Raw genomic sequence first — 23,723 nt, forward strand, 5'->3', positions numbered from 1 at the left:
GGTGTGCTTGACGGCATTGTCGGACAGCTGCAGCAACGCCTGGATGATGCGTTGCTGGTCGAGACGGACGGTGGTGCGTGCGACACCGTCGATCAGCCAGTTGCGATCGGCAAGGGCGCGGGCTCGGTCGAGGGCGCCGTAGGTCAGCGACTCGACGTCGACCGGGTGCGGGTCACGAAGTCGGGGCGGCGCGCCTTGGCCAGCATCAGCAGGTCGTTGACCAGCCGTGACATCCGGTCGATCTCGTCGAGCAGCAGCTCACGGGTGGCAGCGACGTCGTGGGGGTCGTCGACGTCGAGCACCTCGAGGTGGCCGCGCAGGACCGTCAACGGTGTGCGCAGCTCGTGCCCGGCGTCGTCGAGCAAGCCCCGCTGGGTGACGAAGGCGGATTCGAGCCGGTCGAGCATGTCGTTGAACGTCCGCTGAAGGTCGGAGAGGTCGTCGTGCCCTGTGACGACCAACCGGCCGCCGAGGTCGCCGTCACTGATGCCGCGGGCGGTGTCACGCAGCTGACGTACCGGACTGAGCAGCCTGCCCGCACTCCACGACGCGATGCCGGCGATCACGATGACGGACAGGGCCGACAGCAGTGCGTACGTCGTCATGAGCTCACGTAGCGTCGACCGCGCGGCTGTCACGTCGTGCGTGACGACGAACGCCGACGTCGAGTCACCTTGCTGGATCGGCTGGACCATGACGCGGTATCGCTGGCCGGAGACCTCGATGGTCGCTGAGCCCCCGGTGGAGCGCAGGCGTTCGACCGTTGCACGGAACTTGGGGGACGTCTGGATCAGCTTGTCGCCCTCGCCCTGGTAGGTGGGGCCGCCGGTCGCCCGGAAGCCGTACAGGGCCTCGTTGTCATCGGGGAGGTTGCGTTCGAGGAACACCCGCAGCAACCGGTCAGCCGAGTCGAACGGCTTGCCGGTGTCGGGGTCGTTCTCGTTCTGGAGCGCGCGGAACTCGCCGATCTCCTCGGGTGAGACTGTTCTCGATGCCACGGTCGATACGCCGGGACTCGAGCGCGTACAACGTCAGGCCGACGGCGATGAGCGCAGCCGATGTCAGCACGCCGACCGTCAGGGTGAGACGTTGGCGAACTGACAGCGTGGAAAATCGACCCGGTCTCACCTCAGTCGTCGTCGCGGTCGTCATCGTCGCGGTCATCGTCATCGTCGTCGTCCGGGCCGTCGTCATCGTCGTCGTCGCGCAGGCGTGGCGTGACCTGGTCGTCATCGGGCTCGACCGTCGGCGTGGCCGTGGGCTTCGCGGTGGGTGTCGGAGACGGCGTCGTGGTCGGCGCAGGGGTCGGTTCGAGGACGATCGGCGTGGTGTCCTGCGGGCGCCGGATCGGCCCCCGCCGACACACGGCCCGCGATGACGGCAGTCAGCGCTATCGCCACGATGGCGAGCAGCAGGGTCGGAAGCCGACGGGTTGCGTTCATGGTGACCAGCCTGCCGCATCATGGCCCGGCAGGTGATGAGGAAGCGATGAGAACGTTCTTAGGTTCGGCTCGCCGACGGCCGCCCAGCACGGTATGGCACAGTTTTTCCGTGACGATCTGGCGAGACATCCTGGGTGCTTCGACCGCACCCGCGTCGATCCCGCGGCTGTGACGGTGGGCGACTTCGACGGTGTGCACCGAGGACACCAGCATGTCGTGCAGCGCACCCGCGAGCTTGCCGGTGATCTGCCTGTCATTGCAGTGACCTTTGACCCGCATCCGCTCGCCGTCGTGGCACCGGCTCATGCGCCCAAGATGCTCACGACGATCGAGCGCCGGGTCGCTGCTGCTCGCGGCAGGCGTCGACGAAGTTCGGATCCTCGACTTCGACCTCGAGATGGCCGCGTGGACCCCGCAGGAGTTCGTCGACCGGGTCTTGGTCGAGCAGCTGCACGCCTCGCTCGTCGCCGTGGGTGACAACTTCCGGTTCGGTCACCGCGCCAGCGGCGACACCGCCTTCCTGCGCGAAGCAGGTCTGCGCGCCGGGTTCGGCGTCGACGGCTTGCAGCTCGACGGAGGCGAGGAGCCGTACTCCTCGACGTTGACCCGACGTTTCGTCGCCGAGGGACGTCTCCCGGATGCTGCCGAGGTGCTCGGCCGCCCGCACGAGATCACCGGTGTCGTCTGCAAGGGCGACCAGCGTGGCCGTGACCTGGGCTTTCCGACGGCCAACGTCCCGGTCGACGAGGCCTACGCGGGTTCCGCCGGACGGTGTATACGCCGGTTGGCTGATCCGCGCCGACGGCACCCGGCTGCCGGCCGCGATCTCGGTAGGAAGCAATCCGACGTTCGACGGTGCCGATCGTCGCGTCGAGTCGTACGTGCTCGACCGTACCGACCTCGAGCTGTACGGGCGAGCAGATCACCGTCGAGTTCATCGAGATGATCCGCGGCATGGTCAAGTTCGACGGCATCGACGCCCTCATCGCCCAGATGACCGACGATGTCGCGCAGATCAAGGGCGTGCTGGGGCTCTAGCTTCTGCAGCCGTTCGGCCACGACGTCGGCCACGGCAGCCATGCCGGCCCGCCGGGGATGGAAGAAGATGCCATCGCCGTCAGCGGGTGCCGCGCCATTGGTCCAGGCTTGGTCGCCGGCGCACGGCGTCGTGCCCCGACGACATCGCGCGCAGCGACACGTACTCGATGTCGGCCTGACCGGCCGCCTCGGCCAAGGACGAGTCGAGGAGTTCTTCTGCATCGACGACTGCCGCGGTCTCGGCAGCAGGAATGCCCACGGCCGGGCACGTGCTGGAGTCGGCAGGATCCCGCAGGTAGCCGACCAGCACGATCTCGGCATCGGGTGCCTTGGCACGGACGTCGTCGACGAAGGAGGCGATGGCAGGCACGCTGCTCTTCAAGATCGCCGGAGCCTGGTCGCGCACGAACGGGGTGCAGCCGCCGTTGTCTGGAGCATGCGGAGATCAGTGATGCGAACAGGCCGCCGTCGTTGCCGCCGATGCCGATCGTGACGAGTTTCGTCGCTGTGCCGAGCTTCGTGGTGGAGTCAGCGGTGGCTGCCTGGTCTGCAGTCGTGGCCCCCGAACAGCTGAGGTCGGTGAAGCTGCGACCTTCAGGCTCTTCGCGAGCAAGGACGGCCAGTTGAGCTCGGAGCGTTGGCAGTAGCCTGCGTCCTGCTGTGGCTGAGCGAGGCCGGGGCCTGCGGTGAACGAGTCGCCGAGTGCCACGTACGCCGACCCGGAAGCAGCTGCGGGCGGCTGTCCTGTCGTGCTCGTCGTCGAGTCGGATGTCGTGGGCTCGGCATCGCGCGCTTCACCTGAGGTGCACGCGGTCAGCAGCACCGCCAGCGCCGACACCACGACTGCGCGTACCATCGTCTTGTCTCCCATGGCTGGAGGGTACCGGGTGGTCCAACCGGCGATTGGCCCTGCCAGTGCCGCCGCTGATAGTCTGGATGCTGCCGTGTGATCGGCCACGGATTGAGAGTGCCCCGGTGGATGTGCCCGGGCGCGCCGTGCAACGGAACCCAAGGAGAAAAATGTCGAAGAAGACTGCTGCGCCCACAGTTGCGGGCGTTGCCAAGGAAGACATCATCAAGCAGTACGCGCTCAAAGACGGTGACACCGGTTCTCCGGAGGTTCAGATCGCGCTGCTGACGGGTCGCATCGCGCACCTGACGGGCCACCTGCAGGAGCACAAGCATGATCACCACAGCCGTCGTGGTCTGCTGCTCCTCGTCGGACAGCGTCGTCGTCTGCTGAACTACCTGCAGAACAACGACATCGAGCGTTACCGTTCGCTCATCGAGCGTCTCGGTCTGCGCCGCTAATTTCGCCTGAGGCGGTCACTTCTCACGAAGTGGCCGCCTCTCGCACAATTCAATACCGCAACAATCCAGACGAGAACGTCGGGCACGCCAGCTTGCACCAGAGAAGTGCTCGGTCCTCGGTAGTGGCCCTCGGAACGCATCGAAGCGCAACCGCAGGCCTCGATCGAAGACCGGCACGGGCAAGCCCCGCCTGATCAGTTCTCGTCCCATACATGCAGAGCCAGCTCTGCGGAAGGGACTTCCATGACGGAACCCACACTTCACTCTGTCGAGACAGTCATCGACAACGGTGCCTTCGGCACTCGCACGATCCGTTTCGAGACGGGCATCCTCGCCCAGCAGGCCGCCGGTTCGGTGTCCGCATTCCTCGATGACGACACGATGCTGCTGTCGGCCACGACGGCCGGCAAGCACCCCAAGGACCACTTCGACTTCTTCCCCCTGACGATCGACGTCGAGGAGCGGATGTACGCCGCCGGTCGTATCCCGGGCTCGTTCTTCCGCCGCGAAGGTCGCCCGTCCGAAGACGCGATCCTCACCTGCCGTCTGATCGACCGCCCGCTGCGCCCCGACCTTCAAGAAGGGTCTGCGCAACGAGGTCCAGGTCGTCATCACGGTCCTGGCGCTCAACCCCGACACCCCGTACGACGTCCTCGCGATCAACGCGGCCTCGGCGTCGACGCAGATCTCGGGCCTGCCGTTCACCGGCCCGGTCGGCGCCACCCGCGTCGCCCTGATCGACGGTCAGTGGGTCGGTTTCCCGACGCACAGCCAGCTCGAGAACGCTGTCTTCGACATGGTCGTCGCCGGACGCATCGCCGGCGATGACGTCGCGATCATGATGGTCGAGGCCGAGTCGACCGAGTCGACCTGGGACCTCGTCAAGAGCGGCGTCCAGGCTCCCACCGAAGAGATCGTCGCCGGTGGCCTCGAGGCTGCCAAGGTCTTCATCAAGCAGCTGTGCGAGGCGCAGATCGAGCTCGCGAGCTCGGCCGCCAAGCCGGTTCGCGACTTCCCGATCTTCCTCGACTACGAAGACGACGTCTACGAAGCCGTCGAGTCCGTCGCCAAGGCCGACCTGGCCGAGGCGCTGACGATCGTCAGCAAGGCCGACCGCGAAGAGCGTGAGTCCGAGATCAAGGCTGACGTCATCGACAAGATCGGTGCGCAGTTCGAGGGACGCGAGAAGGAGATCGGCGCTGCCGTTCGTTCCGTCACCAAGAACGTCGTCCGTGAGCGCGTCCTGCGCGACAAGGTCCGCATCGACGGCCGTGGCCTCGAAGACATCCGCGCCCTGAGCGCCGAGGTCGGCATCGTGCCCCGCGTCCACGGTTCCTCGCTGTTCCAGCGTGGCGAGACCCAGATCATGGGCATCACGACGCTCAACATGCTCGGACTTGAGCAAAAGCTCGACACGCTCTCGCCCGAGACGTCGCGCCGTTACATGCACAACTACAACTTCCCGCCCTACTCGACCGGTGAGACCGGCCGGGTCGGTTCGCCGAAGCGTCGCGAGATCGGTCACGGCGCCCTCGCGGGCCGTGCGCTGCTGCCCGTGCTGCCGACGCGCGAGGAGTTCCCGTATGCGATCCGTCAGGTCTCCGAGGCGCTGCAGCTCGAACGGCTCGACGTCGATGGGCTCGGTCTGCGCCTCGACGCTGGGTCTGCTCAACGCGGGTGTCCCGCTGCGCGCACCGGTTGCCGGTATCGCGATGGGTCTCATCTCCGGCGAGATCGACGGCAAGCAGACGTTCGTCACGCTGACCGACATCCTGGGCGCTGAAGATGCTTTCGGCGACATGGACTTCAAGGTCGCCGGAACGCGCGAGTTCGTCACGGCCCTGCAGCTCGACACCAAGCTCGACGGCATCCCCGCCGACGTCCTGGCTGGCGCGCTGAAGCAGGCCTACGGCGCTCGTGTCGCGATCCTCGACGTCATGGCCGAGGCCATCGACGTCCCGGACGAGATGAGCCCCTACGCGCCGCGGATCATCACGATCAAGATCCCCGTCGACAAGATCGGTGAGGTCATCGGCCCCAAGGGCAAGATCATCAACCAGATCCAGGACGAGACTGGCGCCAACATCTCCCTCGAGGACGATGGCACGGTCTACGTCGGTGCAGAGAACGGCGAGCTTGCCGAGGCTGCACGTGACGCGATCAACGCGATCGCCAACCCGACGATGCCCGAGGTCGGCGAGCGCTACCTCGGCACGGTCGTCAAGGTTGTCGACTTCGGTGCCTTCGTGTCGCTGGCTCCGGGCCGTGATGGTCTGCTGCACATCAGCAAGCTGCGCGAGCTGAACGGCGGCCAGCGGGTCAACAACGTCGAGGACGTCGTGTCCGTCGGCCAGAAGATCCAGGTCGAGATCGCCGAGCTCGGCGACCGCGGCAAGCTCTGTCGCTCGTCCCCGTGGTCGAGAAGGCCGACGAGGCTGAGGCTGCTGCTCCGGCCGAGGCTGAGGCCGACGGTCCGGCTGAAGCCTGATCTACTCGATGAAGGGCCCCGTTGCTTCGGCAGCGGGGTCCTTCGCTGTTCTCCGGCCACTTGCCCGTCGAGCGCGGTGGCTTTTCAACCTTCCAGGGCGGTTTCGGCGCTGGCGCGGTGGTTTATCAACCGCATTCGGCGAAATGAGGTTGCGGAGACACCGGTCCGGCGGGATGAGGTTGCTGAGACACCGACCCGGCGAGATGAGGTTGCTGCGACACCGACCCGGGGGCAAAACGTTGCAGATCCACCGCCCCTGCTGCCGGGGACGTGAGAGGATCGGCGTCTCATGACGTACACCTTCGAAGACGCCGCCGCCCTTGACCTCGCTGATCCGTTGGCGCCGTTCCGCGAACGCTTCGTCATCGACGACGACCTGGTGGCCTATCTCGACGGCAACTCCTCGGGACGGCTGCCGAAGGCGACGCTCGAGCGGCTGACGATGTTCATCCGCGACGAGTGGGGTGGGCGGCTGATCCGGGGGTGGTCAGAAGGCTGGACCGCTGCCCGAGACCATCGGCGACCTCGTGGGTGAGGCGGTCCTCGGCGCGGCGCCTGGGCAGACGGTCATCGCCGACTCGACGTCGGTCAGCATCTACAAGCTCTGCACGCTGCTGCGGAGCTCCGACCGGGCCGCGACGAGATCGTGATCGACGCGACGAACTTCCCGACTGACCGCTACCTGGCCGAGTCTGTGGCGGCCGCCCGCGGCATGACGGTCCGCTGGCTGACGCCCGACCTGATCGAGAACGTCACGGCAGATGTCCTGACCACGGCACTGGGCGATCGGACGGCCGTCGTGCTGCTCAGCCAGGTGGACTACCGATCGGGCACGCTCCTCGACCTGCCTGAGTTGACCGAGGCCATCCACGATGCGGGTGCCGTGGTGATCTGGGACTTGTGCCACTCGGCTGGCGCGGTGCCGGTCACGCTCGACGACGCCAGCGTGGACTTCGCCGTGGGCTGCACCTACAGTACCTCAACGGCGGACCTGGATCACCCGCATTCATCTACGTTGCGCGGCGGCACCTGGAGGATGCCCAGCAGCCGATCTGCGGTTGGTGGAGCGCCGCCGACATGTTCGCGATGGCCAACACCTGCCGACCTCGCCGACGGTCCGTCGAATGCTGAGCGGCACCGCCGCCGTGTCTGGCATCATCGCGGTGCAGCAGGGCGTCCAGATGATCGCCGAGGAGGGAATCGACCCGATCCGCGAGAAGTCCGAGATCATGACCACGTTCACGATCGATCTGCTGGACGAGCTGGGTCTGGAGGTCACGTCACCGCGTGACTCCCGGCTGCGGGGGAGCCACGTCACGGTACGTCATCCGGAGGCCCGATCGATCACCGATCAGCTGATCGAGCAGGGCGTCGTGCCAGACTTCCGGGAACCCGATCTGATCAGGCTGGGACTGTCCCCGTTGACGACGTCGTACGCGGAGGTGGCCGAGGCGGTGCGCATCCTGGGCGAGACGGCGCCGCCGATAGGCTGACGTCCATGACACGCGTGGCAGTGCTGGGCGCCAAGGGGCGCATGGGTTCGGAGTCGGTCAGGGCGATCAATGCCGCCGACGGCCTCGAGGTGGTGGCCGAGATCGATCTCGGTGATCCGCTGACCCGCATCACCGAGGCCGGTGCCGAGGTGGCCCTCGACTTCACCCAGCCCGGCGTTGCCCTCGAGAACGTGGCCTGGTGCATCGAGAACAACGTGAACGTGGTCGTCGGAACCTCGGCTTCGGCGACGACCGCATCGCCTCGGTGCGAGAAGCTGCTCGGCGACGAGCCGTCGACCGGCGTCCTGATCGTGCCGAACTTCTCGATCGGCGCGATCTTGATGATGAAGTTCGCGGCGGCTGCGGCACCTCACTTCGAGTCGATCGAAGTCATCGAGATGCACCACCCAACAAGATCGACGCGCCCTCGGGCACGGCCGTTCGCCCCGCTGCGCTCATCGCCGGCGCGCGTGAGGCCGCAGGCTCTGCCGCCCTGCCTGATGCGACGACGACCGATCCTGACGGTGCCCGTGGCGCCAAGGTCGCGGGCATCCCCGTGCACTCGGTCCGTGCCCGCGGATTCGTCGCCTCGCAAGAAGTCGTCTTCGGCGGCGAAGGCGAGTCGTTCTCGATCCGTCACGACTCGCACGACCGCACCTCGTTCATGCCAGGTGTCGTCGCGGCTGTCCGCGCGGTTACCGGGCGTCCGGGCGTCACGGTCGGACTGGACGCAGTTCTCGACCTCGGCTGAGTCCATCCACCGCCGGGGCTGACCTGGCAAACCGGGAATCAGAGCTGGCGGACGAGCGCAGCGGCCAGCGCGGCGCCGACGACCATCGGCAGGAACGGCACGCGCAACGCCAGCAGGCCAGCGGCGACGCCGAGACCGACGAGCCGGGCATCGAGGACGACGGCGGTGTCGCGGGCGAAGACCTGCACGGCGATCAGCGCACCCAGCAGGGCTACCGGGATCAGGTCGGCCGCCCGGATCGTCCACGGGTGGTCGAGCACTCGCGCGGGGACTGACAGGCCGGCGGCTTCAACGCGAAGCAGCCGACGATCATCACGACGATGCCGATCCACACGCTGCTCATGACGCCGCCTTGGGGCGCCACAGCAGCCCGAGCAGCACCGCCGAGGGCGCCGCCGATGATGATCGGCATGCCTGCCGCCGAGACCGGCACTGCGCCGAGCGCCACGGCCGCAGCGAACAGCGCGACGACACGGGCGTGCCACGACGTCAGCCGGGGCCACAGCAGACCCAGGAAGGCCGCCCCCACGGCAGCGTCGAGCCCGTACGTGCGGGGATCGCCGATTCCCTCTCCGGCCAGTGCGCCGATCAGGGTGAAAATGTTCCACAGCGTGAAGATCGAGCAGCCCGGTCCAGTAGAACCCGAGTCGGGCCTGGCGGGTCTCGGTCCGGGTGACGGCCATTGCCGTGACTCGTCGATCACCAGGTGGGCGGACGCGAGCCGTTGGCCGGGGGACAGGTCAAGACTTCTTGGCCAGGCTCAGGCCGTAGAACGTGTTGCGGCTGCCGAGCAGCACCGACGTCAAAGCGCCGGCGATCGGGTTGCCGCCGGAGGCGATGATGCCGATGAACGCGAACTGCGACGCTCCGGGTCAAAGACCAGCGACGAGAGCACACACGTCTGCATCACACCGCTCAGTCCCGAGGCAGTGGAGATGACGCCGAAGGAGACGCCGTACACCCGGGGTGGCAACTCCCACGCCGAGCGAGTCGACGATGACGGAGCCGGTCAGTCGTCATGACAGCGCGGTGTGCAGGCGGATCTGCTTGACCGTCGTGTCGCCGGCATCGGCAAGCCACGGTGTGCGCCGTCGGGACCCCACCCGGAGTCGGTGACGAACGTCCGCAGCACGTCATCGGTCGAGGCAACCCACCAGAGCGCACGGGTGCGCTCGGCGATCAGCGTGTCGACGGCAGCCTGCAGGAGACGCGAACCGTGTCCGGCGCGTTGGTGCGCTGGGTCGACGGCGAACTCGCCGATCTCCCCGTCGGCGACCTGATCGCTGTCGGGATCGTACGAGGGATGCACCAGCGCGAAGCCTCGGACATCGGCGCGTTCGAGGGCGACCAGCACCCGCATACGAGCGTCCTTGGGCGAGCTCACGAGCGTGGTCCAGCGTTCGGTCAGGTCGACCGGATCGAGCGCGGCGAGCGACTCGTCCGGGACTAGGGGGTTGCTGCGCCACGAGGCCCTGGACCCGCACGATGGCGGCAGCGTCATCGGGCCAGGCCAGCGCGCGCGCTGACGTCTGCCGTGGGACTCATGCTGACACCTTGCTCATGCAGTGGGACGTTCGATGATGACGGTGCCGCCGTGGGAGGCGGCCGTCTCGGCCAGCCTGATCGATGCGAGCATCGGGTGGTCCTCGAGGATCTTGGCGCTGTTGGCCATGGCGCGCATGACGGCGACCTCGCTGCGGGCCCGTTCGAGGGCGACCTGGGCCTGACGCTGGGCCGCGACGAGCTCTTCGCTGGCTCGCCGGATCTCGCCGGGGATCAGCACGTCGCGGATACCGAAGTCGCTGATCTCGCAGCCGATCTCGGTCGCGGCAGCGGCGATCGCGGCGGGCGTCTGGTCGACCGTGATGCCGGCCAGCACTTCGTCGAGCGTGCGGGCGCGGACCTCGTCGCGCAACCACGTCTTGACGGCGTCGTACAAGAACGCCTGCGGGTCAGCGGCGTGCTCGACGTGTGCGACGGGCTCGACGATGCGCAGCTGCGCGGCGGCACTGACCTTGACGTTGATCCCGTCAGAGGTCGGCACCTCTTGGGGGCGCACCTCGAACAGCTCACGCGGGTGTCGAGGCGGTGGTAGGTGTGACCAGAACCCCCAGATGCGGTGCCGACCCGGTTCGAGCACGTCGACGAAGGCGCCGTGGCGGTAGTGGACGAAGCGCTCGTACGGCATCACGGTCACCATGAAGGGGTCCCTTTCAGATGGGCGGCTCGTCCGCAGGTCGACTCGTGATCTGGGCGGGAGCACCTCTTGACGATTGCCCCGCAGAGCCCATCACCCGTTGCCGAAAGGCGTGTCGACCTGCGAACGGGCCTTGCATGAATCCATTGTGAGATGGCTCCGTGGAGTACAACGCGTGGGAACCCTCCGACTACCGTCTTGGGTCCACTGATTCCACGGACAGCCAGTCTGTCATGAGTCGAAAGCTCTCCACCAGGTGCGACTTCGTGCCCCGCGATTCCAGCATCGCGGCAGTCATCGACGTGTTGCGCAAGGTCGGCCAAATCTCCCAGACCAGGACGATCAGGCCGGGGAAGCCGGCGATGACCAGGGCCCAACCGCCATGACCGGCCACGAACGCGACGATGACGGCCAGGAGCAACGGGATCTCGCAGTACACGAGCTGCGCACGGTCTGGCCGGCGAAGATGCCGACCGACGTCTGCGGGATCTCGGCCGGGTCGAGGTCGTCCGGCAGCGGCGCGGCAGACAGCCACACGCGTTCGGCGAAGAACGCACCGACCGCGACGGCGGCCACGAGCGCGACGGCGAGCCAGATCGGCGGGAACGGCTCGTCGGTGCCGCCGAGCATGAAGAACAGCAGGACGTAGAACCCTGCCGTGAGGCCGATCTGCAGGAGGGCGAAGTCTTGACTTCAGTGGGAGTTGCATCGAATTCTTCACGAGGCATGGAGAGAGTTTCGCACAGCATCTGCACTGTGGGGGATTGATAGGGTTGAGTCATGCGGGCCTACCTGATCTCGTCCAGAAAATCCTCGATGACGGGGTCGCCAAGGGCGACCGCACCGGCACCGGCACACGCAGCGTCTTTGGCTACCAGATGCGATTCGACCTGGCCGAGGGCTTCCCGCTCGTGACGACCAAGAAGATCCATCTCAAGTCGGTCATCGCTGAGCTGTTGTGGTTCATCAAGGGCGACACCAACACGGGCTATCTCCGTGAGAACGGTGTGTCGATCTGGGACGAGTGGGCTGACGAGAACGGCGATCTGGGGCCGGTCTACGGCTACCAGTGGCGGTCGTGGCCTGCTCCCGACGGTCGGCACATCGACCAGCTCGCGCAGGTCATCGAGCAGATCAAGGTCAACCCCGACTCGCGCCGCCACATCGTCAGCGCCTGGAACGTTGCCGACCTCGACGCCATGGCGCTGATGCCGTGCCACGCCTTCTTCCAGTTCTACGTCGCCGACGGCAAGCTGTCGTGCCAGATGTACCAGCGCTCGGCCGATGTGTTCCTGGGCGTGCCGTTCAACATCGCGTCGTACGCGCTGCTGACCCAGATGGTCGCGCAGGTCGCCGGTCTTGAAGTCGGCGAGCTCGTCCACACGTTGGGCGACGCACACCTGTACGTCAACCACCTCGACCAGGCTCGCGAGCAGCTGACCCGCGAGCCTCGCCCGCTGCCGTCGCTGTGGCTCGACCCCGCCGTGACGTCGATCGACGGCTTCGGCCTCGACTCGATCAAGGTCGAGGGCTACGACCCGCATCCGCTCATCAAAGCCCCGATCGCAGTATGAGGGCGGCGCTGTGACGAAGGGCGGCGCCGTGACGGTCGCTCTGGTCGTCGCGATCGGCGACAACGGCGTCATCGGCTACCAGGGCGACATGCCGTGGCCCCGCACGGGCGACCAGGTGCAGTTCAAGCAAGCCACGATGGGCCATCCCATGATCATGGGGCGCGCGACGTTCGAGTCGATCGGACGTCCGCTGCCGGGACGCACCTCGATCGTGCTGACGCGTGACCCGCAGTGGTCGGCCGAAGGCGTCGAGGTCGCCGGCGATCTCGAGCACGCGCTCGCGATCGCCGCCGAGCTCGACGACGAGGTGTTCATCATCGGCGGCGCACAGGTGTACGCCGCCGCGATCCAGGCTGGCGTGGTCGACCGCATGGTCATCACCCACGTCCGCCTGTCACCGCAGGGCGATGCCTGGTTCCCCGAGGTCGACTGGTCGCAGTGGGCCGAGACGAGCCGCGAGCGGTACGACGGCTACGACATCGCCGACTACGTCGCCAAGGGCTCGTCCACGACCGGAATCTGACCCGTCACGCGCGAGGCTCGTTCCTGCCCGTCCTCGTCGCCGCTGAACAGCCCGTCCGGCTCGGAGCGGCTGCGGCGCGGCGCCACCCGGTCGACCGTCTCGACCCGGTGACGTGGCAGCCCGCCCTCGTTGTGCGCCTGCAGCCAGTCGATCATCCGTTCGCGCACGTGGCACCGCAGGTCGAACAGGGTCGGTGCGTCTCGCGCCGTGACGAGAACCCTGACGTGGACCCAGCCGCCGACCGCGTCGGTCACCTGCAGCACGTTGACTCGTCCGTCCCACAGGTCGGTGAGCGGCAGGATGCGGTCGAGCTCGCGACGCATGCCGTCAGGGCTGACCCGCCAGTCGAGGTCGAAGTCGACCGATCCGAGCAGCTCCGGAATGATTGCGAGTCCAGTTCTGGAACGGGGTCGTCGTGAAGTACGTCGACGGCAGCACCATGCGTCGGTCGTCCCACAGCCGCACCACGACGTACGACAGCGTGATCTCCTCGACCCAGCCCCATTCGTCCTCGACGATGACGGCGTCGTCGAAGCGGATCGAGTCGCTGAACGCGATCTGGATCCCTGCGATGACGTTGCCGAGCGTCGACTGGGCGGCGAGCGCGGCGACGATGCTGATGACTCCGGCAGACGCCAGGACGCTCGTGCCGACGGCGCTCGCGCCCGGAAAGCTCAGCAGCACCGCACCGGCGGCCAGGACCACGATGACCATGAGGGTCAGCCGACGGATGACCAGCACCTGGGTCCGGGCGCGCCTGGCGACCCGGTTGTCGGGGACGTCGACGCGGTACCGCCGCAGGCTCAGCCTTCCAGCGACAGCAACGAGCGCGGCGACGAGCCACGACGCCGAGACGATGATCCCGATGCGGACGGCCAGCTGGATGGCCTGGCCGAGGTCCTCGCGCCCCGACCACGGTGCATCTCGACCGATGGCCACACCGCAGGCGATGACGACCAGCAGGATCCGGAAGGGGATCGCTGCGGTGCGGCTCAGGTGCTGGGCGACAGGTGAGCGTCGGGCCAGCACCCGGACGGCCACCGCCGTGGCCACAGCGACCAGCGCCGCGACCAGGAGCGCGATGCCGAGCGTCGTGCAGAAGTCTGTCCAGGAGGGGCTCATCGTCCCATCGTGGCAACACCGACCCGGCACGCGCGAGTCGTGCAGCGCCGAGGTCAGATCACCAGGTGAGCTCGATCTCCAGCTCGTTCTCCTCGCCGAGCTCGACCTCGATCTCCAGCTGCACCTGATCGGGGATGCTGACCGTGATGCGGCGGCCGTCGCGCTCGAACTCGACCGAGTTGTGACGCGCCAGCGCATCGGCCAGCGCGTGCAGCTCGGCTGCGGCCTCCTCGCGGGACACGGTCGTGGTGTTGTCGATCTCGAACAGGTCCATGGGGGTGCTCCTCAGGTGGGGTCAGAGCAGGATACCGAGTTGGCGGCTCTGAGCCACCAGGTTGCCATCCTCGTCCCAGAGTCGCAGTCCTCTTCGTGGAAGCCGTTACGACGTGCCGGGTCGTCAGCTTGGTGGCGATCCAGCCGGGCACCGGCAGACGGCGACAGATGGACCGTGAGCGGCACCGTCATGGACTGGAAGTCGGGACCGAAGCTGCGTGACTGGTGGCATGAACGAGTCGCACAGGAAGGCCAGTGCTGGGAAGTCGATCTCGCGGCCGTCGCGCAGCCGCTGCCACACCGTCAATGTCGCGTCGTCGGTCCACTGCTGGAACACGACGGCCGGTACCTGGTCGATGCGGTAGTCGACCCGATCGAACAGTCCGCCTTCAGGCAGGCCGTTGCCGCGCGGGTCGAGACACTCCGCCGGCGGCTCGGCCTGGGGGGAGTGCCGAGCGCGGGTGACCCCCCGGACCGGTCGCCGAAGCTCGCCGTCATCTGGCGACGTGCCGGTCGCCTTCCCACAGTGAAGCGGTGCCGGTGTCACCCGGCGACCCATGCGCAGCGCCGACGTGCGCAGCTCGGCGGCTCCCGTCTCGGGTGAGGCGAGAGGTCGCTGACTGCCGCGACCATGGGGTCGCCGGCGCCCATCTCGTCGCCGAGACCGCGCAGCATCGCAGCCAGGATGTAACCGCCGTTGGGCTTTGCCGAGCGGGGTGTTCCACCGGTCGGTCAGGGTCAGGTCACGGGTGCCGTCGCCGCGCGGGACCGATGCGGTGTCGATGTCGTAGATGTCTTCACTCACGCGGACCATCCTGCCGGTCGTCGCCGACAGTCGCTCAGGCGGTAGCCTCGGGTTATGACGTCGCCGCTTGCAACCGAGGCAGCGCCCTTCGGGCGTGTGCTGACCGCCATGGTCACGCCGTTCACCACATCCGGTGAACTCGATCTCGACGCGGCCCAGAAGGTGGCGTCCTTATCTGGTCGATCAGGGCAATGACGGACTCGTCGTCAGCGGCACGACTGGCGAGTCGCCCACGACCACCGGCGCAGAAGACGGACGCCTCTTGGCGGCCGTGCTCGAGGCGGTCGGCGACCGGGCCACGATCGTGGCAGGTGTCGGCACCAACGACACCCGTCACTCGGTCGAGCTCGCCCAGCAGGCCAACAAGGCTGGCGCTCACGGACTCCTGATCGTGACGCCGTACTCAGCAAGCCGCCGCAGTCGGGCATCGTCGCGCACTTCAACGAGGTCGCGCGAGCCGGTGACGGCACCCCGTCATGCTGTACGACATTCCCGGACGCGCAGGTGTGGCCATCGCACCCGAGTCCTATGCAGAACTTGTCAAGAACCCGCTGATCACCGCGGTCAAGGACGCCGTCGGCGACCTCAACCGGGGTGCCTGGCTGATGCGCGAGACCGGCATCAAGATCTACTCCGGTGACGACCCGGTCAACCTTCCCTGGTTGGCCCAGGGCGCCAGCGGCATCGTGCAGCGTCGTCGCCCACGTGGCAGCACGCCAGTACGCCGACATGGTCGTCGCGATGGACGCCGGCGACCTGTCGGCTGCGCGCGCGATCAACGACCAGCTACTTCCTGCCGTCTCGGCATTGATGAATCACACGCAAGGCGCGATCACGGCGAAGGCGGCTCTGCAGCTGCTGGGAGTCATCGAGCATCGCACCATGCGTTCGCCTCTGCCTGAAGCCACGGATGACGAGGTTGCGATCGTTCGCGCCGGACTCGTGGCATCAGGCCTTCTCGAAAAGCAGGCCTACATGAGCCACATGCACCTGGAGCTGGACGCTCCGCCGGCACTGCCCGAAGGCGCCCTGCGCGTCATCCCGTTGGGAGGACTCGGCGAGGTCGGTCGCAACATGACCGTCTTCGAGTACGGCGGAAAGCTGTTGATCGTCGACTGCGGTGTGCTGTTCCCCGAAGAGACCCCAGCCGGGCGTCGACCTGATCCTGCCCGACTTCGGTCCGATCCGTGATCGGCTCAAGGACGTCGTCGGCATCGTCCTGACGCACGGCCACGAAGACCACATCGGCGGTGTCCCGTACCTGTTGCGCGAGCGCGGCAACATCCCGGTCATCGGCTCCAGCTGACATTGGCCTTCCTCGACCCGAAGCTGCAAGGAGCACCGGCTCAAGGACGCGCCCAAGTACGTCGTCACCGAGGGCGAGATCGCGACGTTCGGACCGTTCGAGTGCGAGTTCGTCGCCGTCAACCACTCGATCCCTGACGCCTTGGCCGTCGCGATCAAGACCCCGGCCGGCGTCGCGCTGCACACCGGCGACTTCAAGATGAACCCTGCCGCTCGACGGCCGCATCACCGACCTGCGGGCCTTCGCCGCCTTGGTGAAGAGGGCGTCGACCTGTTCCTGACCGACTCGACCAACGCCGAGGTCCCCGGCTTCACGACGTCCGAGCGCAACATCACGCCGGCGATCGACGCGGTGTTCGCGACGAGCCAAAAGCGCATCATCGTCGCCTCGTTCGCCTCGCACATCCACCGGGTGCAGCAGGTCATCGACGCCGCCCACAAGCACGGCCGCAAGGTCGCGTACGTCGGACGCTCGATGGTCCGCAACATGCAGATCGCTCGGCGGGCTGGGCTACCTCAATGTCCCCGACGGTGTCGTCGTCGACAAGATCGATGCTGCCCCGCCGGCACAAGATGGTCCTGATGTCGACCGGCTCGCAGGGCGAGCCCATGGCCGCGCTGTCGCGGATGGCCAACAACAGCCACCAGCAGGTCAGCCTCGAGCCGGGTGACACGGTGCTGATGGCCTCGTCGCTCATCCCGGGCAACGAGAACGCGATCTACAAGGTCATCGACGGCCTGACCAAGCTCGGCGCCAATGTCGTCCACAAGGGCAATGCTCTGGTGCACGTGTCGGGTCACGCCTCGGCCGGCGAGCTGCTCTACTGCTACAACATCGTCAAGCCCGAGCAACGTGCTGCCGGTGCACGGCGAGATCCGTCACCTGCACGCCAATGCCAAGCTCGCCACGGCGACGGGCGTGCCGAACGTCCTGCTCGCCGAGGACGGCTGCGTCATCGACCTGGTCGACGGCCACGCCTCGATCACGGGCGCCGTCGACTGCGGCTACGTGTACGTCGACGGCTCCTCGGTCGGCGACCTGACCGACTCCGAGCCGAGGACCGTCGGGTCCTCGGCGAAGAGGGCTTCGTCTCGGTCGTCGTCGTGGTGCGAGCTCGGCCACCGGCAGAGATCCTGTGGGGCCCGATATCCACGCTCGTGGCATCGCCGAGGACGACTCGGCATTCGACGAGATCCTGCCCAAGATCGTGGCCGCTCTCGAAGAGGCGATCAGCGACGGCACCCGTTGACACCGGGCAGCCGCAGCAGGTCATCCGCCGGGTCCTCGGCTCGTTCGTCGACGTCGCCTGCGTCGCCGGCCGATGATCCTGCCGGTCGTCGTCCAGGCCTGATGTCATGATCGCGTTCGACGCGATCGTGCTGGCTGGTGGTCGGTCGCGCCGGATGGGCGATGTCGACAAGATCGGCGTCCTCCTGCAGGGGCGGCCGCTGCTGGCCCACGCCTGCGATGCGGTCGCCGCCGCGCGGTCGCTCGTGGTGGTCGGACCTGACGGCCTGGCCGGTACTCCTGCCGGGGCGCAGGTCACTCGGAGCACCCGGAGTTCGGTGGGCCGGCGGCCGCCATCGGCGCAGGGATGGACGCGCTGGCCGATCCGGCGGCAGCTCGTGGCGGTGATCGCCGCCGACGTCCCGCGGGCAGCAGATGCGATCCCGGCGCTGCTGGCTGCGGCTCTGACCGCCGCGGACGGGGTCGTGGCACGTCAGGGCAACGGCTGGCTCCAGCCCCTGTTGGCGGTGTACCGGACGGCGTCGCTGCTCGCTGCCGTCGACGCCCACGCACCACTCACCGGCCTCGCAGTGCACCGACTCGTCGGCGGTCTCGACCTGGCCGAGCTGACCCTGCCAGACGACGTCCTGTCCGACGTCGACACACCTGACGACCTGCACCGGCTCACCACATCGACGAAGGAGCAGCCACATGGATGACGACGTCCTGACCCGTTGGGCCGCCGGCCTGGCCACCGATCTCGGGATCGAGCAGATCCTCGACGTCGACGTCGTGCTCAAGGTCGCGGCAGACGCGGCGCACGGCGTCATCCGGCCGGCGGCACCGCTGACGACGTTCTGGTCGGGGTGGCGCTCGGGCAGGCTGGAGGCGATCCCGCCAAGGTCGCCGAGGTGCTGGAGACCGTCAAGGACGCGCTCGACCGCTGGGACGGCGAGTAAGTTCTCACAGTTGCCCCAGTGGTGCCGTGCGCGAAGTGTTACGCGCTGCTGACTGATGACACCTCCCGGCGAAACACGGCCTTCCTAGGTTGTGGTCATGACCAGCGTCGTGACCAGCCCGACCGACCACGAGTCGGCGCACATCCATGAGCCCCGTCAGCCCCGCCGACGCACCGGCCGGTGGATCGACGAGTGGGATCCGGAAGATCCGGCCCAGTGGGAAGGTGGCGGCCGTCAGGTGGCGCGCCGCAACCTGATCTGGTCGATCTTCGGCGAGCACCTCGGCTTCTCGGTGTGGCTGATGTGGAGCGCGGCTGCGGGGCTGCTCGCGAAGGCCGGTTTCGCCTTCACAGCACAGGAGCTGTTCTGGCTGGTCGCGGTGCCGAACCTGGTCGGCTCGCTGCTGCGGCTGCCATACACCTTCGCGGTGCCGAAGTTCGGCGGCCGCAACTGGGGCGGTGTTCAGTGCGTTGATGCTGCTCGTCCCGACCCTGCTGTTCGCGTGGTTCGTGCAGCGCCCCGACACGCCGTACTGGGTCTTCATCGTCATCGCAGCGACCGCCGGAGTCGGCGGCGGTAACTTCGCCTCGTCCATGGCGAGCATCAACTTCTTCTACCCGGCCCGTCTCAAGGGCACCGCGCTCGGACTGAACGCGGCCGGCGGCAACCTGGGCGTTGCGGTGATCCAGTTCTTCCTTCCCATCATCGTGGGCGGTGCGGGGGCATTTGGCCTGGTGAAGGCCAGCCAGAGCGGGATCGTGCTCGAACGGGTCGGCTACCTGTACGCCGCGCTGGCCGTCGTGGCGGCGCTGACGGCGTACTTCTTCATGAACAACCTGGCCGCGGCCTACTCCCGGCCACGCGAGCAGCTGGCCGTCGTCAGTACAAGCACACCTGGGTCATGTCGCTGCTGTACATCGGCACGTTCGGCTCGTTCATCGGCTACTCCGCGGCCATGCCCTTGTTGATCAAGATCAACTTCTTCAACCAGCCCGTCCCGTCGATCCCCGGCATCGGCATCAACTTCGCCTTCTACGGCTTCCTCGGAGCGCTGGTCGGCTCGCTGACCCGACCCTTCGGCGGTTGGCTCGCCGACCGGTTCGGCGGCGCACGTGTCACGTTGTTCGCGTTCGTCGGCATGATCGTCGGCACCGGCCTGGTGATGCTGTCGCTGGCTCAGCCGAGTCCGTGCCGAAGCCGGCTGGCTCCCTGGAGCCCGCCACGTTCACGTACTCCGAGGCGGTCCGCGCCGCAGTCGACCACAACGCGGAGATCTTTCCGTGGTTCCTCGGTGCCTTCCTGGTCGTGTTCGCCGCAACGGGGATCGGCAACGGCTCGACCTACCGGATGATCCCGCTGATCCAACGGACGTACGCCCAGCAGGTCGGCGCCGACGGAAGCCCGGCTCGGCTGGCCGCAGAGCAGCGGTCGCCGAAGGAGGCGTCGGCGGTCATCGGGATCGCCGGAGCCGTCGGCGCCCTCGGTGGTTTCCTCATCCCGATCACGTTCAGCGCGCCATGGATCGCCGATCCGGTGGACGCGGTCAAGAGCGCGTTCTGGGTGTTCACGGCCTTCTACGGCGTCTGCCTGGCTGTGACCTGGCTGTTCTACCTGCGACCGAGGTCGGTCATGGCCCGGGCCGGCGTGTGAGCACCTCATGACCGACACGCACTGCCCCTACTGTGCGCTGCAGTGTGCTCAGCGCCTGGTCGGCGAGCCGCTCGGCGCTCAGCCGCGACAGTTCCCGACCAACGTCGGCGGCATGTGCCAGAAGGGCTGGACCAGCGCCGGCTGCTGAGGGTGGCCGACCGGATCACGACACCGCTGCGCAGAGGGACGTCCGGGTTCGAGGAGGTCTCGTGGGACGAGGCGCTCGACGACATCGCGGCGCGCGTCACGGCATTATCGGCCGAGCACGGACCCGACACCATCGCGGTCTTCGGCGGGGGAGGGCTGACGAACGAGAAGGCCTATCAGCTGGGCAAGTTCGCCCGGCTCGCGCTGCGCACCCGCAACATCGACTACAACGGACGCTTCTGCATGTCGTCGGCTGCCGCCGCCAGCAACCGATCGCTCGGGGTCGACCGGGGGCTGCCGTTCCCGCTGACCGATCTGGCTGACGGTGACGTCGTGATGCTGTTCGGCAGCAACCTGGCCGACACGATGCCGCCGGCGGTGCAGCACCTTGGGTCGGTGCGAGATCGCGGCGGACTGCTCGTCGTCGACCCTCGGCGCAGCGCGACGGCCAGGCTGACCGATGACGGCGCCGGAGAGCACCTGCCGCTCGTCCCCGGCACCGATCTGGTGCTCGCGCTCGGGCTGTTGCACATCGTTCTTGCCCGAGGGGCTGGCCGACGTCGACTATCTTGCGGCCCGGGTCGACGGTCTCGACGAGGTTCGACGCAGCGTGGCGCAGTGGTGGCCCGAACGGGTCGCCGCCACGACAGGCGTGCCCGAGACCCAGCTGCGCCGGATCGCGCGCATCCTGGCCGACGCCAGCCCACATCGCGGTGGTCGCGGCGCCTTCCTGCTCACGGGTCGAGGATCCGAGCAGCATGCCGACGGCACCGACACCGTCACCGCGGTGATCAATCTGGCTCTCGCGCTGGGACTCGTCGGGGCCGCGCGCGGCGGCTACGGCGCGATCACAGGTCAGGGCAACGGTCAGGGCGGACGCGAGCACGGTCGAAAAGGCCGATCAGCTGCCGGGCTACCGGATGATCACCGACCCGGCGGCCCGCGAGCACGTCGCCGCGGTGTGGGGTGTCGACCCGGACATCATCCCCGGCCCTGGAGTCCCGGCAGTTGAGCTGCTGGCGAGCCTGGGGGAGCCGGACGGTCCTCGTGCCCTGTTCGTGCACGGCAGCAACATCGTGGTCAGCCGCCCGGACGCCCGCCGGGTGCGTGAGCGGGTGGAGGCTCTCGACCTGCTCGTGGTGTGCGACTTCGTCCCGTCAGAGACGGCGATGCTGGCCGACTACATCCTCCCGGTGACGCAGTGGGCCGAGGAAGAGGGAACCATGACGGGGCTGGAGGGCCGGGTGCTGCGGCGCCGCAGGGCCGCCCAGCCACCGCCGGGTGTGCGCTCGGGAGCTGGAGATCTTCGCCGGGCTGGCCGCGCGCCTCGACGCGCCCGGCGCGTGGTCGACCGAGCCCCGTGAGGTCTACGACGCTGCGCCGAGCCAGTGCGGGCGGACGAGCGGACTATGCCGGCATCTCGTACGACCGGTTGGATGCCGGCGAGGCGCTGTACTGGCCATGCCCGACCGAGGATCATCCGGGCACGCCGCGGTTGTTCGCCGACACGTTCGCGACGCCGAACGGCCGAGCCCGGATGATCGCCGTGCGTGAGATCGGCCCGGACGAGCCGTTGCGGGCTGACGCGCCCGTGTGGCTCGTGACGGGCCGGGTGCTGCAGCACTACCAGTCGGGCGCCCAGACGAGGCGGGTCGGCAAGCTCAACGACTCGATGTCGCGCGCCTACGTCGAGATCCATCCCGTGCTCGCCGGACGGATCGGGGTAGAAGGTGTCGAGGACATCACGATCACGTCCCGGCGCGGCTCGATGACCGCGCAGGCCCGCATCAGCGCTGACATCCGGCCCGACACGGTGTTTCGTCCCGTTCCACTTCGCCGACGAGGGCATGGTCAACGCGGTCACGAATGCGGCGACCGACCCGATCTCGGGCATGCCGGAGTTCAAGGTGTGTGCCGTCACGATCGGCAGGTCCGTGGCATGAAGGTCGTCGTGATCGGTGCCGGGATGGTCGGCAACCGCTTCGCCGACGGCTGGGTCGGCTGGCCCCACACATCGAGATCGACGTGCTCGGCGACGAGTCGTACGAGCCGTACAACCGCGTCATGCTGACTGAGCTCATCGCCGGTCGCATCGACTTGGCGGGACTCACCCTGCCGACGCCCGACCAGGGCCGGGTGCGCGTCCGCGCGGGGGCGCGCTTCTCGAGATCGACCGCCACCGGCGCACCGTCGTGACGGCCGACGGCGACTTCGACTACGACGTGCTGGTGCTCGCGACGGGTGCCCAGGCACGGGTCATCTTAGTGCCGGGCCTGCGGGACGGGCTGCCACGCGGCGCGCACGTGGTCCGTCGCATCGACGACGCGCGCGACATCACGGCTGCAGCGCTGAATGCCTCACGGGCCGTCGTGATCGGCGCCGGACCGCTGGGCCTCGAAGCAGCCTGCGCGCTGCGGCACCGGGGCGTCGCGGTGACCCTCGTGGCAACGTCCGACCTGCTCAACCGCGATCTCGACCCGGAGGTCGCGGCCGTCGTCCGGGACCAGGCCGTCCGGCTCGGCATCGACGTCATCGGGACGCCCAGATCGCCTCGGTCGGCGTGCGCGACGGCCGCGTCGATGCCGTCCAGCTGCGGGACGGGCGATCGTTCCCGGCCGAGATCGTCGTGCTGGCGTGTGGATCGTCCCCCGACACTGCGCTGGCGGCGGAGGCGGGGCTCGAGACCAACGTCGGCATCGTCGTGGGTCACGATCTCCGCACACCCGCCGACCCTGCCGTCTGCGCGATCGGTGACTGCGCCGAGACCCCGGCAGGCGTCAGCGGTCTCGTCGCTCCCGGCTGGGCACAGGCACGGGCACTGGCCCGGAGCGTTGCATCCGGAAGCGAGCTCGAGGCTCCCGCCGATCGCCGGCTCGGCGATGCGTGCTGAAGGCGGTCGGGATGAACGTCGTGACGATGGGCGTCCGCGGCTCGACAGCCCACCCGGGCGACCGGGTCGTGTCGTTGTCGGACCGCCGCGAACGCCGTCACGTCGAGCTCGTGGCTCGCGGTGACACCTTGGTCGGCGTGACGTGCGTCGGCGCCCCCGAGCTCGCCGCCCACCTGTCGACGCAGTTCGACCGTCCCGGGATGCTGCCGGCCGATCCCTTGCACCTGCTGATGGGGGCGTCTGGTGCCGGTGCGGCTGAGAGTCCCTCGCCGACTGCGATGCCCGCAGCGACGACGGTCTGCCGATGCAACGGAGTGACCAAGGGCGATCTCGTGCACGCGTGGGACGGGGAAGCTACCACGGTGGAGGCGCTGGCCGAGACGACCCTGGCGACGACCGGGTGCGGCGGGTGCACCCAGCTCGTCTGCGGCATCGTCGACTGGCTGCAGGTCAGCGATCCGCCACCGGTCTCACAACCCGGTGACGGCGACCGTGAGACAACTGTTCCATCGAGGTAACAGGAAGTC

Annotated in this window: 33 protein-coding genes and 12 pseudogenes; 31 read left to right on the plus strand and 14 right to left on the minus strand. The window is 68.0% G+C overall.

Annotated elements, in window-relative coordinates; all coding sequences use genetic code 11:
- Positions 1–143 precede the first annotated feature (143 nt).
- The gene (locus tag ACHMWU_RS16810) at positions 144–998 is read right to left on the minus strand and encodes a histidine kinase dimerization/phospho-acceptor domain-containing protein (RefSeq protein ID WP_396045327.1); all 855 of its coding nucleotides are present in this window, start codon (positions 996–998) and stop codon (positions 144–146) included.
- A gap of 107 nt (positions 999–1,105) precedes the next feature.
- On the opposite strand from ACHMWU_RS16810, the gene ACHMWU_RS16815 reads away from it, so the two are divergent.
- Positions 1,106–1,378 (plus strand): hypothetical protein, encoded by a 273-nt coding sequence (locus tag ACHMWU_RS16815; protein ID WP_396045329.1) that lies wholly within the window; start codon positions 1,106–1,108, stop codon positions 1,376–1,378.
- Between the two features lie 82 nt (positions 1,379–1,460).
- On the opposite strand, the gene ACHMWU_RS16820 is transcribed toward ACHMWU_RS16815, so the two are convergent.
- Entirely contained in the window at positions 1,461–1,748 is a 288-nt protein-coding gene (locus ACHMWU_RS16820; protein ID WP_396047016.1) for a hypothetical protein, read from the minus strand.
- On the opposite strand from ACHMWU_RS16820, the pseudogene ACHMWU_RS16825 reads away from it, so the two are divergent.
- The 3 genes and pseudogenes from ACHMWU_RS16825 to ACHMWU_RS16835 all read left to right on the plus strand — a co-directional run.
- Positions 1,659–2,145, plus strand: a pseudogene (locus tag ACHMWU_RS16825) (bifunctional riboflavin kinase/FAD synthetase); the annotation flags it as partial. The gene ACHMWU_RS16820 and the pseudogene ACHMWU_RS16825 overlap by 90 nt on opposite strands.
- Positions 2,081–2,284: pseudogene (locus ACHMWU_RS16830) on the plus strand (hypothetical protein); the annotation flags it as partial. The pseudogenes ACHMWU_RS16825 and ACHMWU_RS16830, both read left to right, overlap by 65 nt.
- 100 nt (positions 2,285–2,384) lie before the next feature.
- Positions 2,385–2,480 carry a riboflavin kinase gene (locus ACHMWU_RS16835; protein WP_396045331.1) on the plus strand — a complete coding sequence of 32 codons (96 nt, stop codon included), beginning with the start codon at positions 2,385–2,387 and terminating at the stop codon, positions 2,478–2,480.
- Positions 2,481–2,559: 79 nt separating this feature from the next.
- Here ACHMWU_RS16835 and ACHMWU_RS16840 read toward each other — a convergent pair whose 3' ends face one another.
- Both ACHMWU_RS16840 and ACHMWU_RS16845 read right to left on the minus strand, forming a co-directional pair.
- A complete protein-coding gene (locus ACHMWU_RS16840) occupies positions 2,560–2,850 on the minus strand; it encodes a hypothetical protein (RefSeq protein WP_396045333.1) in 291 nt (96 codons plus the stop codon).
- A 75-nt stretch (positions 2,851–2,925) separates the two neighbouring features.
- Positions 2,926–3,351, minus strand: a complete 426-nt coding sequence (locus ACHMWU_RS16845) for a hypothetical protein (RefSeq protein ID WP_396045335.1) — start codon at positions 3,349–3,351, stop codon at positions 2,926–2,928.
- 149 nt (positions 3,352–3,500) lie between these two features.
- Here ACHMWU_RS16845 and rpsO point away from each other — a divergent pair, with 149 nt between their 5' ends.
- The 7 genes and pseudogenes from rpsO to dapB all read left to right on the plus strand — a co-directional run bounded on the left by rpsO (position 3,501) and on the right by dapB (position 8,523).
- The gene (gene rpsO / locus ACHMWU_RS16850; RefSeq protein WP_396045337.1) at positions 3,501–3,791 is read left to right on the plus strand and encodes a 30S ribosomal protein S15; all 291 of its coding nucleotides are present in this window, start codon (positions 3,501–3,503) and stop codon (positions 3,789–3,791) included.
- A 243-nt stretch (positions 3,792–4,034) separates the two neighbouring features.
- Positions 4,035–6,190 (plus strand): annotated as a pseudogene (locus ACHMWU_RS16855) (polyribonucleotide nucleotidyltransferase); the annotation flags it as partial.
- 378 nt (positions 6,191–6,568) lie between these two features.
- On the plus strand, positions 6,569–6,814 hold the full coding sequence (locus ACHMWU_RS16860; RefSeq protein WP_396045339.1) for a hypothetical protein: 246 nt from the start codon (positions 6,569–6,571) through the stop codon (positions 6,812–6,814).
- A complete protein-coding gene (locus tag ACHMWU_RS16865) occupies positions 6,807–6,929 on the plus strand; it encodes a hypothetical protein (RefSeq protein WP_396045341.1) in 123 nt (40 codons plus the stop codon). Before ACHMWU_RS16860 ends, ACHMWU_RS16865 begins: the two co-directional genes overlap by 8 nt.
- Positions 6,926–7,180: pseudogene (locus ACHMWU_RS16870) on the plus strand (aminotransferase class V-fold PLP-dependent enzyme); the annotation flags it as partial. The gene ACHMWU_RS16865 and the pseudogene ACHMWU_RS16870, both read left to right, overlap by 4 nt.
- A gap of 244 nt (positions 7,181–7,424) precedes the next feature.
- On the plus strand, positions 7,425–7,772 hold the full coding sequence (locus ACHMWU_RS16875; RefSeq protein WP_396045343.1) for a hypothetical protein: 348 nt from the start codon (positions 7,425–7,427) through the stop codon (positions 7,770–7,772).
- Between the two features lie 5 nt (positions 7,773–7,777).
- A pseudogene (gene dapB / locus ACHMWU_RS16880) lies at positions 7,778–8,523 on the plus strand (4-hydroxy-tetrahydrodipicolinate reductase).
- A gap of 38 nt (positions 8,524–8,561) precedes the next feature.
- Here dapB and ACHMWU_RS16885 read toward each other — a convergent pair.
- From ACHMWU_RS16885 to ACHMWU_RS16910, 6 genes are all read right to left on the minus strand, one after another.
- Positions 8,562–8,783: an AzlD domain-containing protein gene (locus ACHMWU_RS16885; RefSeq protein WP_396045345.1), complete on the minus strand. Its 222-nt coding sequence runs from the start codon at positions 8,781–8,783 to the stop codon at positions 8,562–8,564.
- On the minus strand, positions 8,744–9,226 hold the full coding sequence (locus ACHMWU_RS16890) for a hypothetical protein (RefSeq protein WP_396045347.1): 483 nt from the start codon (positions 9,224–9,226) through the stop codon (positions 8,744–8,746). Before ACHMWU_RS16890 ends, ACHMWU_RS16885 begins: the two co-directional genes overlap by 40 nt.
- 37 nt (positions 9,227–9,263) lie before the next feature.
- A complete protein-coding gene (locus ACHMWU_RS16895) occupies positions 9,264–9,371 on the minus strand; it encodes a hypothetical protein (RefSeq protein ID WP_396046849.1) in 108 nt (35 codons plus the stop codon).
- Between the two features lie 161 nt (positions 9,372–9,532).
- Positions 9,533–10,024 carry a GNAT family N-acetyltransferase gene (locus tag ACHMWU_RS16900; RefSeq protein ID WP_396045349.1) on the minus strand — a complete coding sequence of 164 codons (492 nt, stop codon included), beginning with the start codon at positions 10,022–10,024 and terminating at the stop codon, positions 9,533–9,535.
- 57 nt (positions 10,025–10,081) lie between these two features.
- Positions 10,082–10,723, minus strand: coding sequence for an SPFH domain-containing protein (locus ACHMWU_RS16905; RefSeq protein WP_396045351.1), 642 nt, complete (start codon positions 10,721–10,723; stop codon positions 10,082–10,084).
- Between the two features lie 339 nt (positions 10,724–11,062).
- Complete coding sequence (locus ACHMWU_RS16910; RefSeq protein WP_396045353.1) at positions 11,063–11,350, minus strand: hypothetical protein; 288 nt, start codon at positions 11,348–11,350, stop codon at positions 11,063–11,065.
- 143 nt (positions 11,351–11,493) lie between these two features.
- Here ACHMWU_RS16910 and ACHMWU_RS16915 point away from each other — a divergent pair, with 143 nt between their 5' ends.
- Together ACHMWU_RS16915 and ACHMWU_RS16920 are read left to right on the plus strand one after the other, a co-directional pair.
- The gene (locus ACHMWU_RS16915) at positions 11,494–12,294 is read left to right on the plus strand and encodes a thymidylate synthase (RefSeq protein WP_396045355.1); all 801 of its coding nucleotides are present in this window, start codon (positions 11,494–11,496) and stop codon (positions 12,292–12,294) included.
- A gap of 28 nt (positions 12,295–12,322) precedes the next feature.
- Positions 12,323–12,817 (plus strand): dihydrofolate reductase, encoded by a 495-nt coding sequence (locus ACHMWU_RS16920; RefSeq protein WP_396045357.1) that lies wholly within the window; start codon positions 12,323–12,325, stop codon positions 12,815–12,817.
- Here ACHMWU_RS16920 and ACHMWU_RS16925 read toward each other — a convergent pair.
- The 4 genes and pseudogenes from ACHMWU_RS16925 to ACHMWU_RS16940 all read right to left on the minus strand — a co-directional run bounded on the left by ACHMWU_RS16925 (position 12,781) and on the right by ACHMWU_RS16940 (position 15,026).
- Complete coding sequence (locus ACHMWU_RS16925) at positions 12,781–13,140, minus strand: hypothetical protein (RefSeq protein ID WP_396045359.1); 360 nt, start codon at positions 13,138–13,140, stop codon at positions 12,781–12,783. The two genes, ACHMWU_RS16920 and ACHMWU_RS16925, sit on opposite strands and share 37 nt — an antisense overlap.
- Positions 13,141–13,144: 4 nt before the next feature.
- Positions 13,145–13,939, minus strand: coding sequence for a mechanosensitive ion channel family protein (locus tag ACHMWU_RS16930; protein ID WP_396045361.1), 795 nt, complete (start codon positions 13,937–13,939; stop codon positions 13,145–13,147).
- Positions 13,940–13,997: 58 nt separating this feature from the next.
- Entirely contained in the window at positions 13,998–14,213 is a 216-nt protein-coding gene (locus tag ACHMWU_RS16935; RefSeq protein ID WP_396045363.1) for an amphi-Trp domain-containing protein, read from the minus strand.
- Between the two features lie 21 nt (positions 14,214–14,234).
- Positions 14,235–15,026, minus strand: a pseudogene (locus ACHMWU_RS16940) (hypothetical protein).
- Between the two features lie 124 nt (positions 15,027–15,150).
- Between ACHMWU_RS16940 and ACHMWU_RS16945 the strand changes: the two are divergent.
- The 18 genes and pseudogenes from ACHMWU_RS16945 to ACHMWU_RS17030 form a co-directional block, all read left to right on the plus strand.
- Positions 15,151–15,360 (plus strand): annotated as a pseudogene (locus ACHMWU_RS16945) (dihydrodipicolinate synthase family protein); the annotation flags it as partial.
- 133 nt (positions 15,361–15,493) lie between these two features.
- A pseudogene (locus ACHMWU_RS16950) lies at positions 15,494–15,643 on the plus strand (dihydrodipicolinate synthase family protein); the annotation flags it as partial.
- A gap of 115 nt (positions 15,644–15,758) precedes the next feature.
- Positions 15,759–15,887: pseudogene (locus ACHMWU_RS16955) on the plus strand (4-hydroxy-tetrahydrodipicolinate synthase); the annotation flags it as partial.
- 114 nt (positions 15,888–16,001) lie between these two features.
- Positions 16,002–17,674: pseudogene (locus ACHMWU_RS16960) on the plus strand (ribonuclease J).
- Positions 17,675–17,678: 4 nt separating this feature from the next.
- Entirely contained in the window at positions 17,679–18,269 is a 591-nt protein-coding gene (locus tag ACHMWU_RS16965) for a molybdenum cofactor guanylyltransferase (protein ID WP_396045365.1), read from the plus strand.
- Positions 18,262–18,561 carry a DUF6457 domain-containing protein gene (locus tag ACHMWU_RS16970; RefSeq protein ID WP_396045367.1) on the plus strand — a complete coding sequence of 100 codons (300 nt, stop codon included), beginning with the start codon at positions 18,262–18,264 and terminating at the stop codon, positions 18,559–18,561. Before ACHMWU_RS16965 ends, ACHMWU_RS16970 begins: the two co-directional genes overlap by 8 nt.
- Positions 18,562–18,606: 45 nt before the next feature.
- Positions 18,607–19,089, plus strand: coding sequence for a hypothetical protein (locus tag ACHMWU_RS16975; protein ID WP_396045369.1), 483 nt, complete (start codon positions 18,607–18,609; stop codon positions 19,087–19,089).
- A gap of 144 nt (positions 19,090–19,233) precedes the next feature.
- Positions 19,234–19,860, plus strand: a complete 627-nt coding sequence (locus ACHMWU_RS16980; RefSeq protein ID WP_396046851.1) for an MFS transporter — start codon at positions 19,234–19,236, stop codon at positions 19,858–19,860.
- On the plus strand, positions 19,815–20,159 hold the full coding sequence (locus tag ACHMWU_RS16985; RefSeq protein ID WP_396045371.1) for a hypothetical protein: 345 nt from the start codon (positions 19,815–19,817) through the stop codon (positions 20,157–20,159). The genes ACHMWU_RS16980 and ACHMWU_RS16985 overlap by 46 nt, the downstream gene beginning before the upstream one ends.
- A gap of 7 nt (positions 20,160–20,166) precedes the next feature.
- The gene (locus tag ACHMWU_RS16990; RefSeq protein WP_396045373.1) at positions 20,167–20,307 is read left to right on the plus strand and encodes a hypothetical protein; all 141 of its coding nucleotides are present in this window, start codon (positions 20,167–20,169) and stop codon (positions 20,305–20,307) included.
- A 2-nt stretch (positions 20,308–20,309) separates the two neighbouring features.
- Positions 20,310–21,230, plus strand: a complete 921-nt coding sequence (locus tag ACHMWU_RS16995) for a molybdopterin oxidoreductase family protein (protein WP_396045375.1) — start codon at positions 20,310–20,312, stop codon at positions 21,228–21,230.
- The gene (locus ACHMWU_RS17000) at positions 21,227–21,670 is read left to right on the plus strand and encodes a molybdopterin-dependent oxidoreductase (RefSeq protein ID WP_396045377.1); all 444 of its coding nucleotides are present in this window, start codon (positions 21,227–21,229) and stop codon (positions 21,668–21,670) included. Before ACHMWU_RS16995 ends, ACHMWU_RS17000 begins: the two co-directional genes overlap by 4 nt.
- A 173-nt stretch (positions 21,671–21,843) precedes the next feature.
- Positions 21,844–22,056: pseudogene (locus ACHMWU_RS17005) on the plus strand (molybdopterin dinucleotide binding domain-containing protein); the annotation flags it as partial.
- 97 nt (positions 22,057–22,153) lie between these two features.
- Positions 22,154–22,249 (plus strand): hypothetical protein, encoded by a 96-nt coding sequence (locus ACHMWU_RS17010; protein WP_396046853.1) that lies wholly within the window; start codon positions 22,154–22,156, stop codon positions 22,247–22,249.
- A gap of 121 nt (positions 22,250–22,370) precedes the next feature.
- The gene (locus ACHMWU_RS17015; protein ID WP_396045379.1) at positions 22,371–22,502 is read left to right on the plus strand and encodes a hypothetical protein; all 132 of its coding nucleotides are present in this window, start codon (positions 22,371–22,373) and stop codon (positions 22,500–22,502) included.
- 26 nt (positions 22,503–22,528) lie between these two features.
- Positions 22,529–22,780 (plus strand): annotated as a pseudogene (locus tag ACHMWU_RS17020) (FAD-dependent oxidoreductase); the annotation flags it as partial.
- Between the two features lie 86 nt (positions 22,781–22,866).
- Complete coding sequence (locus tag ACHMWU_RS17025; RefSeq protein WP_396045381.1) at positions 22,867–23,196, plus strand: FAD-dependent oxidoreductase; 330 nt, start codon at positions 22,867–22,869, stop codon at positions 23,194–23,196.
- Positions 23,190–23,714 carry a (2Fe-2S)-binding protein gene (locus ACHMWU_RS17030; RefSeq protein ID WP_396045383.1) on the plus strand — a complete coding sequence of 175 codons (525 nt, stop codon included), beginning with the start codon at positions 23,190–23,192 and terminating at the stop codon, positions 23,712–23,714. The genes ACHMWU_RS17025 and ACHMWU_RS17030 overlap by 7 nt, the downstream gene beginning before the upstream one ends.
- The last annotated feature ends 9 nt before the right edge of the window (positions 23,715–23,723 follow it).

This window comes from Aeromicrobium sp. UC242_57 (assembly GCF_044452305.1).
In the GTDB taxonomy this organism is placed as follows: Bacteria; Actinomycetota; Actinomycetes; order Propionibacteriales; family Nocardioidaceae; genus Aeromicrobium.

Excerpts from the sequence above, each read along its gene's own strand:
- ACHMWU_RS16820 (WP_396047016.1), bottom strand. The coding sequence starts at position 1,748 with ATGAGCCGGTGCCACGACGGCGAGCGGATGCGGGTCAAAGGTCACTGC.
- ACHMWU_RS16835 (WP_396045331.1), top strand. The coding sequence starts at position 2,385 with ATGATCCGCGGCATGGTCAAGTTCGACGGCATCGACGCCCTCATCGCC.
- ACHMWU_RS16845 (WP_396045335.1), bottom strand. The coding sequence starts at position 3,351 with ATGGGAGACAAGACGATGGTACGCGCAGTCGTGGTGTCGGCGCTGGCG.
- rpsO (WP_396045337.1), top strand. The coding sequence starts at position 3,501 with ATGTCGAAGAAGACTGCTGCGCCCACAGTTGCGGGCGTTGCCAAGGAA.
- ACHMWU_RS16860 (WP_396045339.1), top strand. The coding sequence starts at position 6,569 with ATGACGTACACCTTCGAAGACGCCGCCGCCCTTGACCTCGCTGATCCG.
- ACHMWU_RS16900 (WP_396045349.1), bottom strand. The coding sequence starts at position 10,024 with ATGACGCTGCCGCCATCGTGCGGGTCCAGGGCCTCGTGGCGCAGCAAC.
- ACHMWU_RS16905 (WP_396045351.1), bottom strand. The coding sequence starts at position 10,723 with ATGGTGACCGTGATGCCGTACGAGCGCTTCGTCCACTACCGCCACGGC.
- ACHMWU_RS16910 (WP_396045353.1), bottom strand. The coding sequence starts at position 11,350 with ATGCTCGGCGGCACCGACGAGCCGTTCCCGCCGATCTGGCTCGCCGTC.
- ACHMWU_RS16925 (WP_396045359.1), bottom strand. The coding sequence starts at position 13,140 with ATGCGTCGCGAGCTCGACCGCATCCTGCCGCTCACCGACCTGTGGGAC.
- ACHMWU_RS16930 (WP_396045361.1), bottom strand. The coding sequence starts at position 13,939 with ATGAGCCCCTCCTGGACAGACTTCTGCACGACGCTCGGCATCGCGCTC.
- ACHMWU_RS16935 (WP_396045363.1), bottom strand. The coding sequence starts at position 14,213 with ATGGACCTGTTCGAGATCGACAACACCACGACCGTGTCCCGCGAGGAG.
- ACHMWU_RS16965 (WP_396045365.1), top strand. The coding sequence starts at position 17,679 with ATGATCGCGTTCGACGCGATCGTGCTGGCTGGTGGTCGGTCGCGCCGG.
- ACHMWU_RS16970 (WP_396045367.1), top strand. The coding sequence starts at position 18,262 with ATGGATGACGACGTCCTGACCCGTTGGGCCGCCGGCCTGGCCACCGAT.
- ACHMWU_RS16975 (WP_396045369.1), top strand. The coding sequence starts at position 18,607 with ATGACCAGCGTCGTGACCAGCCCGACCGACCACGAGTCGGCGCACATC.
- ACHMWU_RS16990 (WP_396045373.1), top strand. The coding sequence starts at position 20,167 with ATGACCGACACGCACTGCCCCTACTGTGCGCTGCAGTGTGCTCAGCGC.
- ACHMWU_RS17000 (WP_396045377.1), top strand. The coding sequence starts at position 21,227 with ATGATCACCGACCCGGCGGCCCGCGAGCACGTCGCCGCGGTGTGGGGT.
- ACHMWU_RS17010 (WP_396046853.1), top strand. The coding sequence starts at position 22,154 with ATGGTCAACGCGGTCACGAATGCGGCGACCGACCCGATCTCGGGCATG.
- ACHMWU_RS17015 (WP_396045379.1), top strand. The coding sequence starts at position 22,371 with ATGCTGACTGAGCTCATCGCCGGTCGCATCGACTTGGCGGGACTCACC.